Source organism: Sulfitobacter sp. D7 (genome assembly GCF_003611275.1).
GTDB classification, from domain to species: Bacteria; Pseudomonadota; Alphaproteobacteria; order Rhodobacterales; family Rhodobacteraceae; genus Sulfitobacter; species Sulfitobacter profundi.
This window is the reverse complement of the sequence record NZ_CP020694.1, coordinates 3,221,005-3,236,326: the sequence shown is the minus strand read 5'-3', so window position 1 is coordinate 3,236,326 and position 15,322 is coordinate 3,221,005. Positions and strand designations below refer to the sequence as shown.

Below are 15,322 nucleotides of genomic sequence, written 5' to 3'. Positions count from 1 at the left end.
CCCTTCGCCGTTCCTACCCTTCGATAAGCGGCACTTGCGGCGCCGCATCGCGCGGCAGCAGGCCGGTTAGGCGCGGATCATCGTCGATCTCGACCTGACGGCGAACGGGGGTGAAGCCTGAGCGCACATAGAACCCAAGCGCCTGCGGGCTGTCGTTAGTGCAGGTGTGCAGGTGCAGCCGGGTGATCGGCTGTTCCCAGGCCAGGGCGATTGCTTGGTTCATCAGATACCGCCCCGATCCGCTGCCAATCAGCGCCGAGGTCAGCCCGAAATAGGCCAGTTCGCAGGTGCCATCTTCGGGAAAGTTCAGTTCTAGCAGCGCCTCGTCCTTGCCATTGCGTGTCAGTGTATAGAAGGCCCGTGCCGGGTCTTGCAGCACCGCGGAGAGGCCCGCGTCATCCAGCTTGAGCCGCCCGTACCACAGCCAATCCATCCCAACCCGGCGGAAAATGTCGCGAAACCAGTCGAGTGTCGGTGTGACCTTTTGAAAGGTCACACCTTCGGGCGGCAGCACGTCCCGCAAGCTGGGTTTGGCGTCCATCTCCAGATGGGTCACCACCACCGCAAGTTTGCCGGGCGGGACATCGTGAAAGCCGCTTTCCATCATCAGACCAGCCCTTCGGCCTTGAACAGGGCCATGATGTCGGTCTGGGGGCGGGGGCCGATGTGGCGGATCACCTCGCCTGCGCAGATGTTGCCCATGCGGCCGCAGGTCTCAAGATCGCGACCAGTGGCAAGACCATAGAGGAAGCCCGCCGCGAATTGGTCGCCCGCGCCCGTGGCATCCACCGGCACGACCTTTTCGACCGGCACGTCGACACGTTCCTCGCCCCGCACCAAGGTGACCCCGTCGCCTGACCGGGTGCAGACCACCAGCGGGCAAATCTCGGCGGTTTTGGCCAGCGCGGCTTCAGTGTCGTCGGTCTCCCAAAGGGCGCGAATCTCGGCTTCGTTCCCGATGACATAGCCCAGATCGTTTTCGATCAGCGCGAGGAAATCATCGCGGTGACGCTCCACACAGAAGGGGTCGGAGATGGCGATGCCTGCCATGCCGCCCCCCGCCGTCGCCGCGCGCGCGGCCTCACGAAAGGCGGTTTTGCCCGCGTCATGGTCGAAGAGGTAGCCCTCAAGGAACATCAGCTTGGCCTTCTCCGTCACCGCCTGCGGCACGTCAGCCGAGGTCAGCCCGGTCGAGATGCCCAAGTATGTGTTCAGCGACCGCTCCCCATCTGGCGTAACGAAGATCATGCAGCGCGAGGTTGGGTTCTCCCCCTCGGTCACCGGGGCGTTGACGAAATCGATGCCGATGTCGGTCATCGCCTTGGCATAAAACTGGCCCAACTCATCATCGCGCACCCGCCCGATGAAGGCGGTCTTGAGGCCCAGCGCGCCCGCGCCTGCGACGGTATTGGCGACCGAGCCGCCCGGCGTCTGCACCCGGTCTTGCATCGCGGTATAGAGGTCTTCGGCGCGGTCACGTTCGATCAACTGCATGATGCCTTTTTCGATGCCATTGTCGGCAAGAAAAGCGTCATCGGCATGGGAGATCACGTCGACGACGGCGTTGCCGATGCCAACCACTTCGTATTGGGTCATTCTGTCTTGTCCTCGTATTGGCACAGGTCACGGATGATACAGGTGCGGCACAGCGGTTTGCGTGCCTTGCAATGATAGCGGCCATGCAGGATCAGCCAGTGATGGGCATGGCGCTGGAAATCAGCGGGGATGTTGTCTTCGATGGCGCGCTCGACTGTGTCGACGGTTTTGCCCGGCGCGATGCCGGTGCGGTTGCCAACGCGGAAGATATGCGTGTCCACCGCCTGCGCGGGCTGGCCCCACCACATATTGAGCACCACATTCGCCGTTTTGCGCCCCACCCCCGGCAGCGATTGCAGCGCCGCGCGGGAGTTCGGCACTTCGCCGTCGTAATCGTCGACAAGGATTTGGCTCAGTTTGATGACGTTCTTGGCTTTTTGGCGGTAGAGGCCGATGGTTTTGATATGGTCGATCAACCCCTCAACCCCCAGATCCAGCATCTTCTGCGGGGTGTCGGCGATTTTGAACAATTCGCGCGTGGCTTTGTTGACTCCCGCATCGGTGGATTGCGCGCTCAGCGCCACGGCCACAACCAGCGTATAGACGTTCACATGTTCCAACTCGCCCTCGGGCTCAGGCTCTGCCTGCTGGAAGCGTGCGAAGATCTCGCGGATGGTATGATAATCAAGTTGGCGGGCCATGGCTCTGGGTATGCGATGAATGACGCGGCAGGGCAAGCGGGGGCAGGCTGCGATACATTGGCGCAAGAAACGGGTCGCGCGGGGGCAGGGGCGTGGCTAATCTAGGAGCATGACACAGATCGCACAGATATCCCCCGCGCCCGAAGATCAGGGCTACCACTATCAGGTGATGCGCCGCGCCATCGCCCTGATCGACGAGGCCGAAGACCCCAAGCAACTGGACTGGATCGCCGGGGAAATGGGCATGTCCGCCGCGCATTTCCAACGGCTGTTCTCGCGCTGGGTCGGGGTCTCGCCCAAACGCTACCAGCAATATCTGATGCTGGATCAGGCCAAGGTCATGCTGCGCGATCACTTCACCACACTGGCGGCGGCACATGAACTGGGGCTATCAGGCAGCGGGCGGTTGCATGACCTGTTCCTGCGCTGGGAGGCGATGAGCCCCGGTGAGTTCGCCCGCAAAGGCGCAGGGCTGACGATCTATTGGGGATGGTTTGACAGCCCCTTTGGCCCGACGCTGGTGATGGGCACCGACAAAGGCATCTGCGGCTTGGCCCTTTCGTCCGAAGTGGGAGAGGACGCAGCGATGGAGGACCTTTGCAGCCGGTGGCCGCTGGCTGAGTTCGTCGAAGCACCCGACCGGCTGCGCCCATGGGTCGACACCGCGTTTGGGATGCAGAAAGACCCCGAAGCGAAGGCACCGCTCTATCTCATCGGTGCGCCGTTTCAGATCAAGGTTTGGGAGGCGCTATTGAGCATCCCGTCGGGGCAGGTGACCACCTATTCCGAAATTGCGCAGACCGTCGGCAGCCCCCGTGCTGTGCGCGCCGTAGGCACGGCGGTGGGGCGCAATCCGGTGAGTTGGCTGATCCCCTGTCACCGCGCGCTGCGCAAAAGCGGCGGCTTGGGCGGCTATCACTGGGGCCTACCGGTGAAACGGGCGATGCTGGCCTTTGAATCCGCGCGGGCAGAAGCGCAAACTCCCCCATCTGGGCGGGTTTCTGCCGAATAAAGGTTATATGTAATGTTCGCGGGAACATTGAGTGCCTATATTGCGTTCACGTCAAGATGCCCCGCCCGAACGGGGCCCGCAAACATGAAGGCAGTAGACATGATTTCTTCGAAGATGACTTTGGCCGCCGCTCTGGCCGGCGCGATGACACTGGGTGCGTGTACGCAGCCACTGCAGCCCGGCAATGGCGATCCCAACCAGCGGACCAAGAATGGCGCTTTGATCGGTGCGGGCGTCGGGGCCCTTGCCGGTGCGATTTCCGAAGGTGACGGCAAAGGCGCCCTGAAAGGCGCTTTGATCGGCGGCACGATCGGCGCGGGCGTGGGTTACTCGCTTGATAAGCAAGAGGCCGAGTTGCGCGCCGCGATGGACAGCCGTGTGGTCATTACCAACACCGGCGACCGTCTGATCGTGACCCTGCCGCAGGATATCCTGTTCGCGACCGACAGCACCAACGTATCGCCCGCCCTGCGTGACGATCTGGCCGCGCTGGCGCAGAACGTGAACGTTTATCAGAACTCCACCCTGCAGGTCGTCGGCCACACCGACAGCGATGGCGAAGCGGCGTATAACCAGCAGCTTTCCGAGCGTCGCGCACAGGCTGTTGGCAACATCCTGCTGTCCAACGGCGTGCCGCAGCAGCGTTTGCAGACCTTTGGCCGCGGCGAAAGCCAGCCAGTGGCGAGCAACCTGAGTGCCGCAGGCAAGGCGCAGAACCGCCGGGTCGAGATCGTGATCCTGCCCAACGCGCGCTAAGCCGCGACCCGTTGGGAACGGTATTGAACCCCGGCCACTGGCCGGGGTTTTTCTTTGGCCTAGAGGTTATCGCCAACCCTAAAGCCCTCGGGGATGGCATCGCGCCCTTCGAGCAGCAGATCGGCCATCACCTCTGCCACTTTGGGGGCCATACCAAAGCCAATTTTGAACCCGCCATTGGCAATATACTGCCCCGGCCTGCCGGGCCATGCGCCCAACATTGGCGCGCGGCTGCGGCTGCGGGGGCGCAGCCCGGCCCAGCGTTCGATCACCGGCGCGTCTTGCAAGGCGGGCACCGCCGCGCGGGCCTTGGCGATCACCGCGTCAAGCTGTGCATCGGTGCAGTCGGGGCTGTCATATTCGCGTTCTGTCGTGCCGCCGACTGCCACCGTGCCGTCGAGATGCGGGATCACATGCACCCCATCGGCAAAGAGCTGCGCCGCGCCGCCTTGGTCAAGCTGCAAGAGCGCGGCTTGACCCTTGATCCCTGCGCCAACCAGACGCGGGTGGCCCGCGTTCAGCGTCTCCAACCCCGCGACGCCAGTGGCCCAGAGGGTCTGGCCCGCCTCGGGGGCCTCGGCCACAATCTCAACGCCTCTCACCGCCAAGGCCGCCACCAGCGCCGCGCAGGCTTGGCGCGGGTGGACGAGGGCGCTGAGCGTGTCGTGGATCAGCCAGCCGGTGGGGCTGTGCGGGGCCCAATCTTGATCCTCGGCGCGGATCAATGCCCAGCGGGCACGGCCCTGCCATAGCTCGGCTGCTGTGTCTTGCCGTTGTCGCGCCAGCGCGAGCGCCGCGTCATCCGCCACCGGTTGCAGACGCCCGCTGCGGATATAACCCGGGGCGTGACCGCCCACGGCCTCCACCTCGGCCCAGAAACCCTCGGCGCTGAGCAGGCTTTCAAGCTGAAAGGCTTTCTTGGCGTTCCAATTCTCCGGCACATGCGGCGCCAGCGCGCCCACGATCCCACCCGAGGCGCCTGCTGCCGGTCCTGCCGGGTCAACCACCCGCACCGATGCGCCGCGCAGGGCGCAGGCCCAAGCCACCGACAGGCCGAAAATCCCGGCCCCTCTTACGGTTACATCCACCATTGCCATTCCCCGCCAGCTTGCGCAGTGTTTGCGCGACTTCGCTCCCCCTCTAGCAGGACGTACCGTGCCAGACCAGAATGCCCAGATCACGTGGCGCGAGGGCCAAGTGCCCGTCTCGACCCAGTTCGATGATCCCTACTTCAGCCTAGAGGACGGCGCGGCGGAAACGGCCTATGTCTTTCTGGCGGGCAATGACCTGCCAGAGCGGTTTCGCCCCGGTTTTCACATCGCCGAACTGGGCTTTGGCACCGGGCTGAACCTGCTGCTGGCGTGGGACGCATGGATGCGCGCGGGCCACGAAGGGCCGCTGCATTTCACCAGTTTCGAAGCCTACCCGATGCGGCCTGAGGATATGGCGCAGGCCCATGCGGCCTTTCCCGCGCTTGACGGGCGGCGTGATGCGCTGACAGCGGCGTGGGATGGCACCGGCGGCGTGTTGGAACTGCCCGGCCTGCGCGCCGAGATCATCATCGGCGATGCGCGGCAGGCCCTCCCCGCGTGGCAGGGGCAGGCCGATGCTTGGTTCCTCGACGGGTTTTCGCCCGCCAAGAACCCTGAGTTGTGGGGCGATGACCTGATGGCCGAGGTCGCCCGCCACACCGCACCGGGCGGCACCGCCGCGACCTATACCGCCGCAGGCTTCGTCCGCCGCGCGCTTGGCGCAGGCGGATTCGAGGTCACCCGCATCCCCGGCTATGGCCGCAAACGCCACATGACCCGCGCGCAGATGCCGCTATGAGCCAGTCTAGCGTGCCTCAATCCAACAACATCCCGCTTGGCATCATGCTGATGATCGCCACGACAATGGTCTTTGCCGTCCAAGACGGGCTGTCGCGCCATCTGGCCGAGAACTACAATGTGCTGATGGTGGTAATGATCCGCTATTGGTTCTTTGCTGCCTTCGTCATCGCGCTGGCTCTGCGCAAGGCAGGCGGTATCCGCAAGGCCGCCGCGACCACGCAGCCTGCGGTGCAGATCCTGCGTGGCGTGCTGCTGTCGGCGCAGATATGTACGATGGTGCTTGGCTTTACGATCCTTGGGTTGGTGGAAAGCCATGCTGTCTTCACCTGTTATCCACTGCTGGTGGCGGCGCTCTCGGGGCCGATATTGGGTGAAAAGGTCGGCTGGCGGCGGTGGGCGGCGATTGGTGTGGGGTTCATCGGGGTGCTGGTGATCCTGCAACCGGGGCTGCGGGTGGTGGACCCTGCCGCCGCGATCCCGCTGGCGGGGGCGGCGATGTTCGCGGTCTACGGGCTGCTCACCCGCTATGTTGCGCGGCGCGACAATACGGCGACGAGTTTCTTCTGGACCGGCGTGACCGGGGCGGCGGTGATGACCGCCGTGGGCGTCTGGTTTTGGGAGCCGATGACACCGGGCAACTGGCTGTTGATGGGCACGCTCTGCATCACCGGGGTGACGGGCCACTGGCTGCTGATCCGCTGTTATGAGGTTGCCGAGGCGAGCGCCGTGCAGCCCTTCGCCTATACGCAGCTGATCTTTACCGTGATCATCGGCCTGTCGGTCTTTAACGAAGTGCTGCGCCCGAGCGTGGTGCTGGGTGCAGGCATGATCGTGGCGGCGGGGCTGTTCACCCTATGGCGCGAACGCCTTCAGCGTCGACCCGGTTAACTCTTCGCTAAAGGGGATCGGCAGCGGGTCTTTCCCCAGACGGGCACGGTAGACGGGCAGGCTTTCGGTCACCCGCATCACGTAGTTCTGCGTCTCGCGGAAGGGGATCATCTCAATCCAATCGACAATGTCGATTTCACCTTTGCGCGGGTCGCCATAGGTCGACATCCAGCGGCGCGGGCGGCGGGGGCCCGCGTTATAGGCGGCTGACATCATGGACACGTTGCCGTCAAACTGCCCGGCCATTTGCGACAGGTAAGTCGCCCCAAGCCGTGCGTTGTAATCTGGATCGGCGGTCAGGCGGTCGGTGGTGTGCTGGCTAGAGATGCCCAGATCGCGTGCCACGTCTTTCGCCGTGGCGGGCATGATCTGCATCAAGCCCCGCGCGCCGACGCCGCTTTGGACGTTCGGGTCAAACTCGCTTTCGCGGCGCGCGATGGCGAGGGTCATTTCGGTGGCCATTGGCAGGTCTTTCTCGACCAGACTGTGCAGCGCGTAATAGGGGGCGGGCACTTCCAACCCGCGCTGCGCCGCGCGTTTGCCGATCATCACCGCGAGATGCGGCTGGCCTGCGTCAATTGCCGCCTGCCCCAGCAGGGCGATGTCTTCGGGCACCAGTTGCTCTGCCAGATGGGTCCAGAACCGCTCTGCGGTGGACAGCTCACCCGAGGCTTGCAACAGCAACCCGGCTTCGAACAACGGCGCCCGGGCGAGCGGGGATGTTCGCCAGTCTTGGGCAGGGGCCGCGCCCGTTAGCTTTTCGTCGAAGGGAATGCCGCCCCGCTCAGCGGCCAGCAGCCCATAGAAGGATGTCTGATACTTCGCCCCCATGGCATAGGCCTTGGCAGCCCCTTCGGCATCGCCCATCGCCTCCAGCGCGCGGCCTTGCCAATAGCCGGCGCGGCCTTGGCTGATCGGGGATTCCACGGCGTTATCGTGGTTTTGAAAGTGGCCCAACGCAGTCGTTGGGTCGTTCAGAAAGCGCAGCGCGATATAGCCCGAAAGCCACTCAAGGTCCGCGTAGTTCGAGCCGTCGGTCAGGAAATGCTGCGAGGCCAGCCGGTAGGCGGTTTTGGCGTCGCCATTGCGCATCTCGTCCCGCGCCAAGGCGCGGCGGCGGTTGGCCCAAGCGGGGGGCTGGCCCAGCCCCGCAGCCGAGGTCGACTTTGCCAGCATCAATGCCTTGGCGTCATCGCGCAGCCCTTTGCGCATCCGCCACTCAAAGCGGTCATGCGCCAGCCCCGGTGCGTCAGCCTTGGAGGCGGGCAGGGCGTCGATCTTGGTGTTCACATCGCTTTCCAGCTTTTGCAGGGCGATGCGCGTCTCGGCCAGTGCCTTGTCGGCGCTGGAAACCAGATCGAACATCTGCCGCGCTTCGGAATGCTCGCGCTGCCAGAGCATCTCTTCGAGCCGCGCCGAGTGATGCGGGGCCAGAAGGCTGCCGTGTGCGTCGACGAACAATTCCTGACTGGTGGCGTTCATCGGCATGGTGCGCCACGCCAGAACGAGGTTCGCCTCGGCCTCGCCGCGCTGGCCGCTGTCGATCAGTGCCTTGGCATGGGCCAGCACCCCGCGCGGGGTCTGCGGGGCCATGGCCGAAAAGAAATCCAGTATGTCGTCTTGGGACTGCTTGATCACCGCCTCTTCGGTCTGCCGACGCAGATATGCCTCACCGGGCCAATCGGGCCTGCGGTTCAGAAAATCACGCGCTTCGGCATAAGTGCCCCGCCCGGCGCGCAGGCGGTGCCATTCGATCACATCGACGGCGGCCTGCCCATCGCGGGCGGCCAAGGCCGCAGCCGCGTCCCAATTGCCGCTGCGCATCGCGTCCATCGCCCAGCCCAAAGGGCGCGGGCGCTGCGCTTCCGCAGGCACGGTCAGGACAAAAACACTCATGAGAATCGCCATCAGGCGCGTCATCGCTTGCATTTCCTACGTCTCCGAGGCTAGAGCCTTGCAACATATGGCTCGGGCGACGTTTATCAAACATTAGTCCCCGCAAAAGTCTTCATCCAGTCCGGTTTCCGCCGGCCAGCACTTAAGGAGCGTGCACATGTTCAAAGGCTCTCTGCCTGCCCTCGTCACGCCGTTTCGCAACGGCGCGCTGGATCTGGATACGCTCAAGAAACTTATCGAATGGCACATCGGCGAAGGGTCGAGCGGACTTGTCCCCGTCGGCACCACCGGCGAATCCCCGACGCTGAGCCATGCCGAGCATGAGACCGTCGTCGAAGAGGTGGTCAAAGCCGTCGCTGGGCGCATCCCGGTGATTGCCGGTGCCGGGTCGAACAACACGGTCGAAAGCATCCGTCTTGCCCGCCACGCCGAAAAGGTCGGCGCCGACGCGCTGCTGGTGGTGACGCCCTATTACAACAAACCCACGCAACGCGGGTTGGTGGCGCATTTCACCGCCGTGCACGACTGCTGTGAACTGCCGATCATCATCTATAACATCCCCGGTCGTTCGGTCGTGGATATGCTGCCCGAGACGATGGGCGAGTTGGCCCAACTGCCGCGCATCGTTGGCGTGAAAGACGCCACCGGCGATCTGGCGCGCGTTAGCGATCAGCGCATCACCTGCGGCCCGGATTTCTGCCAGCTGTCCGGCGAAGACGCCACCGCGCATGGGTTCAACGCCCAAGGCGGCGTTGGCTGTATCTCGGTCACCGCCAATGTCGCACCGCGTCTTTCCGCGCAGATGCAGGCGGCCTGCCTTGAGGGCGATTACGCCAAGGCGTTGGAATTGCAGGACCGTCTGATGCCGCTGCACAAGGCGATCTTTACCGAGCCGGGGCTGGTTGGCGTGAAATACGCCATGTCGCGGCTGGATCTCTGTTCCGACGAGGTACGTCTGCCGCTGACAGAGCTGACGGACCCGACCAAGGAACTAGTCGATGCGGGTCTGCGTCATGCGGGTTTGATGAACTGAGACTGCTTTTTAAGCTGTGAATTTGAATGCAAGAGGGGGTGGAGACACCCCCTCTTTTGCGTTCAGCGTTTGCCGTAGTAGATGCCGACCACATGTTCCGCCTGCGCAAAGAACAGCCAGCGGGAGGTCAGCACCCCCGCCGCGTGGCTGAGCACCGCGAGGGCAGCGGCAAGGTGGTGGAACACGGGCGAGAGCAAAAGCAGCAATGGCAGCAGCACCATCAGCGTGATCGCGATCACCCGCAGCTTCAGCGCGTGTTTGCGCCCAATCTGATAAACGAACTCTCGCAGCAGGTAGTTGCTGCCAGTATGCGGCGGCTCAAAGGCGCGGACGCTGCCGATATTGCCGAGCCGCGTCGCTGTCGCGATATCGGTGCCCGAGGCCGCCAGCGCCTGATCCCCGCGCCACCATGTGGCGATCTGCACCACGCCCGCCAGCGCAAGAAGCAGCATCGCCGCGGTCACTTGCCCGGCCAGCAACGCGCCTCCTGCAATGCTGAGCGACAAGAAGTTCAGCGGCGTCATCACGCTGTGCCAGCGCGGCACGGTTTTCATCTGGGTATAGATCATCGCCGTGGTCAGCACCGTCAGCAGCGACAGCGCCGCGCCAAGCAACCCCAGCGGCCAAAGCCGCGTGTCATAGAACACCAGCCCCGCGCCATAAACCGCCATGGTGAGCAGGGCCGTTACCGAGGCCCAAGCCTCACGGCTAAGCCAACTGCTGCGCCACTGGGTGAAAGCCTTGAGCGCGCGTTCGGGATGGCCAAGGTGGAAGGTCGAAGCGATCAACCCGCCCACCGCCAGCAGATAGGCCAGCGCGAAAAAGACGAAGGCTACCCAGCCGGTCACAGTGGGCAGGCCGATGCCAAGCCACGCCAGCAGGCCAAACCCCATGCCCGACAGGCTGCTAAACAGAATAACAGAGGGTGCCGGATGCATCAGAGCTTCTCCAAAGTGCGATCAAGCCAGCCGAGGAAACCTTTTGGGCCGCTGTCGATCGGGGCGAGGAAGGGGGCCAACACGTCGATATCGCCGCTGTCCTCTGGGGCTTGCAACTGATCGCGCGGGCGGGGCGGCAGGTATTTATTGACCGGCTTGGTGCCCTGCTCGGGCATCAGGTCCACACCGCCACGCTCGGCCACCAGTTGGCTCACAGCACTTTCGGGGTCGCCCAGATCACCAAAGTGCCGCGCGCCAGCGGGGCAGGTGCGCACGCAGGCGGGCTGGCGGTCTTCTTCGGGCAAGTTCTCGTTATAGATACGGTCGACGCAGAGGGTGCATTTCTTCATCACGCCCGCGGCCTGATCCATCTCGCGCGCGCCGTAGGGACAGGCCCATGCGCAGAGGCCACAGCCGATACAGTCGCTCTCGTTGACCAGCACGATGCCGTCCTCGACGCGCTTGTAGCTCGCCCCCGTGGGGCAAACGGTGACGCAGGGCGCGTCATCGCAGTGCAGGCAGGATTTCGGAAAATGCACGAGTTGCGCGGCACCCGCTTCGGGCTGAACCTCATAGCTGTGCACGCGGTTGAGAAAGGTGCCCGACGGGTCCGCGCCATAGGCGTCTTGGTCTGACAGTGGCGCGCCGTAGTTCTCGGTGTTCCAGCCTTTGCAGGAGATCACGCAGGCATGACAACCGACACAGGTATCAAGGTCGATCACAAGGCCGAGTTTGCGGTCGGTCTGTTGTGGGAGCGTGGTCATGGCTGGCGGTCCTGAGGGGTCTTGAGCGGTGCGGCGCGGAGGGAGGCGGTCATTTGCCCACCTTCCACGCGATGTCGCGCGGCGCGGGCGGGACTGGGGAGCGTTGCGGCGGAATTTCCGGCTGCGCCTCGGCAGGGGCGTCGGTCTTTTCGATATGCACTTTAAGGTCGAACCACGCGGCCTGTCCGGTGATCGGGTCGGAGTTCGACCACCGCAAACCGTCGCCTTTGGGTGGCAGCAATTCGTGAATCAGGTGGTTTAGCAAGAAGCCCTTGGTCGCCTCGGGCGCGTCGCGGTCCAGCGCCCATGCGCCTTTGCGTTTGCCGATGGCGTTCCATGTCCAGACCGTTTTGGGGTTCAGGGCCGCCATCTCCATCACCGGCACCGTGATCCCTCCGTGCGGGGAGGTCACGTGCGCCCAATCGCCGTCTTGCAGCCCCTTGGCACGCATGATCGCCGTGGGCAGGTAGAGCGGATTGTGCCCGTGCAACTGGCGCAGCCAAGCGTTCTGACTGCCCCATGAATGGTACATCGCCATGGGCCGTTGGGTGAGGGCGTGGACATCATAGCCCTGCGTGCCTTCAGGGTCGCTTTCATACCAGATTGGCAGGGGCGACATGGTCTGCTTAATCCGGTCGCGCAGATGGTCAGGGGGCTGGCGGTCGCCGTGGCCTTCGGCGGCAAGCTGAAAGCGGCGCAGCGGCTCGACATAGAGCGAAAACAGATAGGGCTGCGGCGCGTCATAGATGCCCATGCCGACGGCCCAATCTTGATAGGCGGCGTTCCACGGCTTGTAGTAACTCGCCCCCTCGGGGATGTGATTGACGAAGAAACCGCCGTTTTCGATATAGCGGTCGATCTGCTCGGCGTTCGGCGCCCCGCGCCCCGCGTCTTTGCCATCCTCACCGCGGAACCCGGCCAGCGGGCCAATGCCCGGACGGCGTTCGTGGCTGGTGATGTAGTCGGCATAGTCTTTGTATTTCTGGGTGCCATCCTCGTTCACGAACCCCGGCAGGCCAAGTTTTGTCCCCAGATCACAAAGCGCCGACTGAAAGCCGCGCACATCGCGGTTGGGCTCTACTACGGGCCAACGGATCGCATCGGCGGCGGCGTCGGCCTCGCTGATCGGGCGGTCGAGCAGTGAGATACAGTCGTGCCGTTCAAGGTACGTCGTGTCGGGCAGGATCAGATCGGCATAGGCGACCATTTCCGAAGAATAGGCATCGGAGTAGATGATGCGCGGGATCACATAGTCACCGTTATCATCAGTGTCGGTCAGCATCTCCATCACCCCGCCGGGGTTCATCGAAGAGTTCCACGACATATTAGCCATATAGAGAAACAGCGTGTCGATCTTATAGGGATCGCCCGCGTGGGCGTTAGAGATCACCATATGCATCAGCCCATGGGCCGACATCGGGTTTTCCCATGTGAACGCCTTGTCGATCCGCGCGGGGCTGCCATCAGCGCGTAGCGCCAGATCGTCGGGGCCTTGAACGAAACCCAGATGCGGCCCGTCGAGCGGCGCATCGGGGGTGGCTTTGCAATGCGGTTTGGGATGCGCGGTGGCAGGCTTGGGGTAGGGCGGTTTAAAGCGGAAACCGCCCGGCACTTCGACGGTGCCAAGGATGATCTGCAGCACATGCAGCGCCCGGCAGGTTTGAAACCCATTGGCATGGGCCGAGATGCCGCGCATGGCGTGGAAGGAGACCGGGCGGCCCGTCATCGTCTTGTGATGCTCGCCCCGGAAGTCGGTCCATGCGTGGTCAAGCTCGAAGGCTTCGTCAAAGGCGACGCGGGCCAGTTCGGCGGCGATGGCGCGGATGCGCGGGGCGGGGATGCCACAGCGCTCGGCTACGGCTTCGGGGGTATATTCTTCACCAAGGTATTGCTCGGCCATCTGGTGAAAGACCGGGCGGTGCGTAATGCCCGCCGTGCGGTAGGTGGCGGCAAGGTCGGGGCGCACACCGGGCTGATCGAAGGGGGTCAGCTTGCCGGTCTTGCGGTCGACCACCAGCGCCTTACCGTCCTCGTCTCGCAGTTGCAGGCCATACTCCGGCGATTTCGGATCGCTGTTCAGCAGCACCGGCGCGTCGGTGTAGCGCGCGAGGTAGTCGAGATCGATGCGCCCGGCCTTCATCAGGCAGTGGATCAGCGACAGGATGAACAGCCCATCGGTGCCGGGCGTGATGCCGACCCAATCGTCGGCAATGGCGTTATATCCGGTGCGGATCGGGTTCACCCCGATGACCCGCGCGCCGCGTTTCTTCAGCTTGCCCAGACCCATCTTGATCGGGTTGCTGTCATGGTCCTCGGCCACACCAAACAGCATGAACAGCTTGGTGTGGTCCCAATCTGGCTGGCCAAACTCCCAGAACGCGCCGCCCATCGTATAGATGCCCGCCGTGGCCATATTGACCGAGCAGAAACCGCCATGGGCCGCGTAGTTCGGCGTGCCAAAGGACTGCGCCCAAAGGGAGGTAAAGCTCTGCGACTGGTCGCGCCCGGTGAAGAACGCCAGTTTCTCCGGCGCTTCGCGGCGCAGCGGCTCCAGCCAGTCGGTGGCAATCTGCAGCGCCTCGTTCCAACTGATGCTCTCAAACTCGCCGGAACCGCGCGGGCCGACCCGTTTCATCGGGTTGCGCAGGCGCGCGGGAGAGTTGTGCTGCATGATCCCGGCAGAGCCTTTGGCGCAGAGCACACCTTGGTTCACCGGATGGTCGCGGTTGCCCTCGATATAGGCGACCTTGCCCTTCTTCATATGCACGTTGATGCCGCAGCGACAGGCGCACATGTAGCAGGTGGTCTTGCGAACCTCGTCCGAGACCTTGGGCGACAGATCAAGCGGCGGCTGGGAGTGCGTCATGAGAGGGCGGGGTCTTTCAGCAGGGCGCGCGTTTGGCGCGCGATATGTTTCTCTTCGGCGGCGGGGATGACCCAAGAGGGAATATTTCCCGCCCAGCGAAGGTTTGCAAGAACCTTTTCCCTCACCCCGGAATCGTTTTCGCCGATGCCCCCGGTGAAAGCGATGCCGTCGATCCCGCCCATGGCAGCGATCATCGACCCTGCTTGCCGGGTGATCCAGTAGCAAAAATGGTCACGGGCGAAGCGGGCGGCGTCGCTGTCTGTTTCCGCCAATTGCCGCATGTCGGCAGTGAGGCCCGAAAGCCCCAGCAATCCGCTTTCGTGATGCAGCAGTGTCTGCGCTTCTTCCAACCCCATGTCGCGCACCAGATGCACCACCGCACCCGCGTCAATCTCGCCCGCGCGGGTGCCCATGGTCAGCCCGCTGAGGGGCGAAAACCCCATGGTGGTGGCGACCGATTGCCCCTCGTGGATGGCGCAGAGCGACGCGCCATTGCCCAGATGCAGCGCCAGCAAACGGCGGGGGAGGCCTGTGCCAGTGGTCTCGCGAAAGTTCGCGACGAGGCTTTCATAGCTGATGCCGTGAAACCCATAGCGGCGCAGGGCAGCCGTTTCGGCCCGTTCGGGCAGGGCATAGCGGCGGGCGACATCGGGGTTGGTCCGGTGAAAGCCGGTATCAAAGGCGGCGACCTGCGGCAGGTCGGGCATGAGGCTGGCCAGCGCGTCGATGGCCCCGAGGTGGTGCGGATTGTGCAACGGCGCAAGCGGCGCGGCGGCGGCGATGGCGGCCCGCACTTTCGGGCTGATCACACAGGTCTCGGCCAAATCCGGCCCGCCATGCACGATACGGTGCGCGGCGGCGGTGAGATCACCAGTATCGATACCTTCCCCGCGCAGCGCCTCTAGCAGCGCGCGGAAGGCCGTCTGGTGATCCGGCAAGGCGCGCGGCTGCGCTGGTGCAGAGTTGACCCGAAGCGCGCCGGTCTGGCCGATGCCCTGCGCCTCGATCCGCAAAACCTCGGTCAACCCGCCGTCAAAGACCGCCGCCTTGATAGACGACGATCCCGCGTTGACGACAAGCACCAGCGCTTGGGTCACGCC

14 protein-coding genes are annotated in these 15,322 nt (G+C 64.0%); 5 read left to right on the top strand and 9 right to left on the bottom strand.

What is annotated here, in order from left to right:
* Nucleotides 1–13: 13 nt before the first annotated feature.
* From B5M07_RS15890 to nth, 3 genes are read right to left on the bottom strand one after another with little or no spacing between them, the layout of a single operon-like run.
* Nucleotides 14–607 carry a GNAT family N-acetyltransferase gene (locus B5M07_RS15890; RefSeq protein ID WP_120352002.1) on the bottom strand — a complete coding sequence of 198 codons (594 nt, stop codon included), beginning with the start codon at nucleotides 605–607 and terminating at the stop codon, nucleotides 14–16.
* Nucleotides 607–1,596 carry an adenosine kinase gene (locus B5M07_RS15885; protein WP_120352001.1) on the bottom strand — a complete coding sequence of 330 codons (990 nt, stop codon included), beginning with the start codon at nucleotides 1,594–1,596 and terminating at the stop codon, nucleotides 607–609. Before B5M07_RS15885 ends, B5M07_RS15890 begins: the two co-directional genes overlap by 1 nt.
* Nucleotides 1,593–2,237, bottom strand: coding sequence for an endonuclease III (nth, locus tag B5M07_RS15880; RefSeq protein WP_120352000.1), 645 nt, complete (start codon nucleotides 2,235–2,237; stop codon nucleotides 1,593–1,595). The genes B5M07_RS15885 and nth overlap by 4 nt, the downstream gene beginning before the upstream one ends.
* Before the next feature lie 109 nt (nucleotides 2,238–2,346).
* On the opposite strand from nth, the gene B5M07_RS15875 reads away from it, so the two are divergent.
* A complete protein-coding gene (locus B5M07_RS15875; protein ID WP_067629274.1) occupies nucleotides 2,347–3,249 on the top strand; it encodes a methylated-DNA--[protein]-cysteine S-methyltransferase in 903 nt (300 codons plus the stop codon).
* A gap of 99 nt (nucleotides 3,250–3,348) precedes the next feature.
* Entirely contained in the window at nucleotides 3,349–4,005 is a 657-nt protein-coding gene (locus B5M07_RS15870) for an OmpA family protein (RefSeq protein ID WP_067629273.1), read from the top strand.
* Between the two features lie 59 nt (nucleotides 4,006–4,064).
* Here B5M07_RS15870 and B5M07_RS15865 read toward each other — a convergent pair whose 3' ends face one another.
* Nucleotides 4,065–5,096 carry an NAD(P)/FAD-dependent oxidoreductase gene (locus B5M07_RS15865; protein ID WP_120352298.1) on the bottom strand — a complete coding sequence of 344 codons (1,032 nt, stop codon included), beginning with the start codon at nucleotides 5,094–5,096 and terminating at the stop codon, nucleotides 4,065–4,067.
* Between the two features lie 64 nt (nucleotides 5,097–5,160).
* Between B5M07_RS15865 and mnmD the strand changes: the two genes are divergently transcribed.
* Nucleotides 5,161–5,835: a tRNA (5-methylaminomethyl-2-thiouridine)(34)-methyltransferase MnmD gene (gene mnmD / locus B5M07_RS15860; protein WP_120351999.1), complete on the top strand. Its 675-nt coding sequence runs from the start codon at nucleotides 5,161–5,163 to the stop codon at nucleotides 5,833–5,835.
* A complete protein-coding gene (locus tag B5M07_RS15855; protein ID WP_120351998.1) occupies nucleotides 5,832–6,725 on the top strand; it encodes a DMT family transporter in 894 nt (297 codons plus the stop codon). The genes mnmD and B5M07_RS15855 overlap by 4 nt, the downstream gene beginning before the upstream one ends.
* On the opposite strand, the gene B5M07_RS15850 is transcribed toward B5M07_RS15855, so the two are convergent.
* Entirely contained in the window at nucleotides 6,690–8,654 is a 1,965-nt protein-coding gene (locus B5M07_RS15850) for a transglycosylase SLT domain-containing protein (RefSeq protein ID WP_205570876.1), read from the bottom strand. The two genes, B5M07_RS15855 and B5M07_RS15850, sit on opposite strands and share 36 nt — an antisense overlap.
* Nucleotides 8,655–8,778: 124 nt before the next feature.
* Between B5M07_RS15850 and dapA the strand changes: the two genes are divergently transcribed.
* Nucleotides 8,779–9,654 carry a 4-hydroxy-tetrahydrodipicolinate synthase gene (gene dapA, locus B5M07_RS15845; protein WP_067941085.1) on the top strand — a complete coding sequence of 292 codons (876 nt, stop codon included), beginning with the start codon at nucleotides 8,779–8,781 and terminating at the stop codon, nucleotides 9,652–9,654.
* Between the two features lie 62 nt (nucleotides 9,655–9,716).
* Here dapA and B5M07_RS15840 read toward each other — a convergent pair whose 3' ends face one another.
* Genes B5M07_RS15840 through B5M07_RS15825 form a run of 4 tightly spaced genes read right to left on the bottom strand, consistent with a single transcriptional unit; the run spans nucleotide 9,717 to nucleotide 15,319 of the window.
* Complete coding sequence (locus B5M07_RS15840) at nucleotides 9,717–10,592, bottom strand: dimethyl sulfoxide reductase anchor subunit family protein (RefSeq protein ID WP_120351997.1); 876 nt, start codon at nucleotides 10,590–10,592, stop codon at nucleotides 9,717–9,719.
* A complete protein-coding gene (locus B5M07_RS15835) occupies nucleotides 10,592–11,356 on the bottom strand; it encodes a 4Fe-4S dicluster domain-containing protein (RefSeq protein WP_120351996.1) in 765 nt (254 codons plus the stop codon). The genes B5M07_RS15840 and B5M07_RS15835 overlap by 1 nt, the downstream gene beginning before the upstream one ends.
* Before the next feature lie 49 nt (nucleotides 11,357–11,405).
* Nucleotides 11,406–14,222, bottom strand: a complete 2,817-nt coding sequence (locus B5M07_RS15830) for a molybdopterin oxidoreductase family protein (RefSeq protein WP_120351995.1) — start codon at nucleotides 14,220–14,222, stop codon at nucleotides 11,406–11,408.
* Complete coding sequence (locus B5M07_RS15825; RefSeq protein ID WP_120351994.1) at nucleotides 14,219–15,319, bottom strand: acetate/propionate family kinase; 1,101 nt, start codon at nucleotides 15,317–15,319, stop codon at nucleotides 14,219–14,221. Before B5M07_RS15825 ends, B5M07_RS15830 begins: the two co-directional genes overlap by 4 nt.
* Nucleotides 15,320–15,322 lie beyond the last annotated feature (3 nt).